Raw genomic sequence first — 2,338 nt, 5'->3', positions numbered from 1 at the left:
CCGCCGAGGTGCTGGCGGCGGCCGCGCCGGGTGGTCAGAACAGCGCCCCCTGCTCCTTCGCGGGCTCGCCGCGGCGGAAGCGGGCGAAGGCGAGAGCGTCCTCCTCGTCCTCGAAGCCGTGCTTCATGAGGACCTTCTCCAGGGCGTCGTACAGGCCGGCGCGGCGGGTGGAGGAGTTGTAGATCCGCTCGACCTCCAGCAGGGCCCGGACGCGGAGGAACTCCTCCTCGTCGTCGCCGCAGACCTCGCGCAAGGTGTCGATCATCGCCTGGGCCGCGTTGAAGGCGATCGTCTCGTCCAGGGGGCGGCCGGGGAACGCCTCGCCCGTGGCCTCCTCGTAGATGGTGGGGAGGTTGTCCTCGACCTCGTGCTTCTTGAACACCCAGATCCGGCGGATCAGGTGCAGCTCGTCGAGCGTGATCAGGGTGATGTCGCGGACGTACTCCGGGCCGCGGGCGCGGATCTTCGTCTGCGCCTCCAGCAGGCGGCGCAGCCAGTCCTCGCGGGCGGCCTGGGTGTAGGGGCCGTGGACCAGACGGTCCCGGTGGATCATGAGGGTGCCGTTCATGCGGCGGAAGTCCCGCAGATGGCGGTCGTCCTCGATGTCGAGGGCGTCGCGCAGGGCCAGCAGGGGCCGCATCCAGTCCAGTTCCTCGTCGTTGGTGACCATCGCCTTCAGGCTCTTGTCCTGCTCGACCATCGTGCAGGTCCAGCAGCCCATTCGGCTGTCGCCGCAGCTGGGGGTGGAGGTGTCGACGACCAGGGGGCACTCGCTGTCCTCGGAGGCACCGCGGTACATCGCCAGCAGGTCCTTGTTGGAGTGGCCCCAGGGGTTGGGGTACTGCATCAGGGCCATCCATACCTCGTCGGTGGTCCACGCCTCGACCGGCGAGTAGACGAGTGATCCGGGCAGGCTGCCGTGCGGGCTGAGCCGGTCGCGGACGCGGCCCTTCTCGTGCCGTTCCATCGTCCGGCGCCGGGTGGTGGACTCCGCCTTGCGGATGCCGAGGACGAGGATCACCTGTCCGTACTTGTTGGCCACGTCCAGGATGAACTTGTTCGAGGGCCGGATCTTGAGCCGCTCGGTGCACCACCTGAACTTGGGCCGAGGTGCGGCGTAGCCGCGCCCGATGAGGTTGACCCAGAAGGTGTCTTCGAGTGCCGGGGTGAGGCGGTGGGCCTCGATGGGCAGCTGCTGGGCGGCCGCCGCGGTGCGCATGGCCTCCAGGGATCGGTTCGCCCACGCGGCGACCACGGGGTTCTCGACCAGGGTGTCCGTGGAGATGACGTGCACCGGCTTGGTGCGCTGCTCGATCGGCAGGCCGGCCAGGGCCATCCACACCAGCTGAGCCGTGATGGTGGAGTCCTTGCCGCCGGAATAGCCGACGACCCAGGGGATGCCGTCGGCCAGGTAGAGCTCGCGGATCTCGGCGAGCAGCTCCTGAATGGCCTCGTCCATGGCGCGGCCGCCGAACGGCTGCGGCTTGACGACTTCGAGCGGCAGGAACACGGGGGTGGACAGGGAAGGTCTCCTTTCGGTGGGGCGGCACGGGGCCGCGGGTGAGCGATGCGTGCGCGCCGGGCGGCGCGGAGACGGGGCGGCCGCCGCCCGGCGGCGTGCCGGGCGACGGTGGGCGCGGCCAGCGGTCCGACCGTGGCCGGTCGGCGCGGCCGCCGTGTCAGCGGGCGGCCGCCGCGGTGGCGTAGGCCAGGGCGGCGGCTCGGGGGTCGGCGGCTTCGGCGATGCGGGTCAGCCGCTGGAGCTGGACGCCGATGCCGGCGCCTGCGAGGGGCCGCACCGCGTGCGGCCAGACGGCGGCGACCGCGTCGGCGTAGTCCTTGCCGGCGAGTGCGATCACCTCGGGCGCGTGGCGTACGGCCCGGCCCATGGCGTCGGCCTGGGCGCGGTGCTTGGCGTGGTCGACGTCGCGCGGGTTCAGCCGCTGCTCGTACGTGGTGATGCGGGTGTGCGGGGCGATCAGCCCGAACCGGCCGCTGAGGATCAGGACCCTTCCGCCAGGGATGGCGCGGGCGGCCGTGAGGCACTTGGTGAAGTACAGGCCCTGATACAGCTCCTCGGCGGGGATCTTCCGGCCGTCTGGGACCGGCCTCTTGGTGGCGCTGCACGGGATCACCACGACGGGGCGGGCGACTGCGTGCGGCGGGGCGGGGAGGTCCTGGGTAGCGGTGCCGGTCCTCTCCTCGTCGGGGGGCGGGGTGCTGGTGTGCACGGGTCTCTTCCTGGTCGGTCGGGTTTCGAGCGGGGCCGGGGGGCGGCGGTGCTATCCGCGGCCCCCGGGGCGGGTCAGGTGCGCAGGACGTGCGGGATCGAGAGGGT

General features: G+C 71.9%; 2 protein-coding genes. Both read right to left on the bottom strand.

Going from position 1 to position 2,338, the window contains the following annotated elements; genetic code table 11:
* Positions 1–34: 34 nt before the first annotated feature.
* Entirely contained in the window at positions 35–1,459 is a 1,425-nt protein-coding gene (gene dndC / locus AC4IJH_RS43385; protein WP_164345661.1) for a DNA phosphorothioation system sulfurtransferase DndC, read from the bottom strand.
* A 220-nt stretch (positions 1,460–1,679) separates the two neighbouring features.
* Positions 1,680–2,231, bottom strand: a complete 552-nt coding sequence (locus AC4IJH_RS43380) for a DUF6884 domain-containing protein (protein ID WP_490857544.1) — start codon at positions 2,229–2,231, stop codon at positions 1,680–1,682.
* Positions 2,232–2,338 lie beyond the last annotated feature (107 nt).

Source organism: Streptomyces sp. UF-297 (assembly GCF_058245575.1).
The sequence above is the reverse complement of the archived record's forward strand: the minus strand, read 5'-3'. Positions and strand labels throughout refer to the sequence as shown.

Coding starts and splice junctions, on each gene's coding strand:
- dndC (WP_164345661.1), bottom strand. CDS start 1,459: ATGGACGAGGCCATTCAGGAGCTGCTCGCCGAGATCCGCGAGCTCTAC.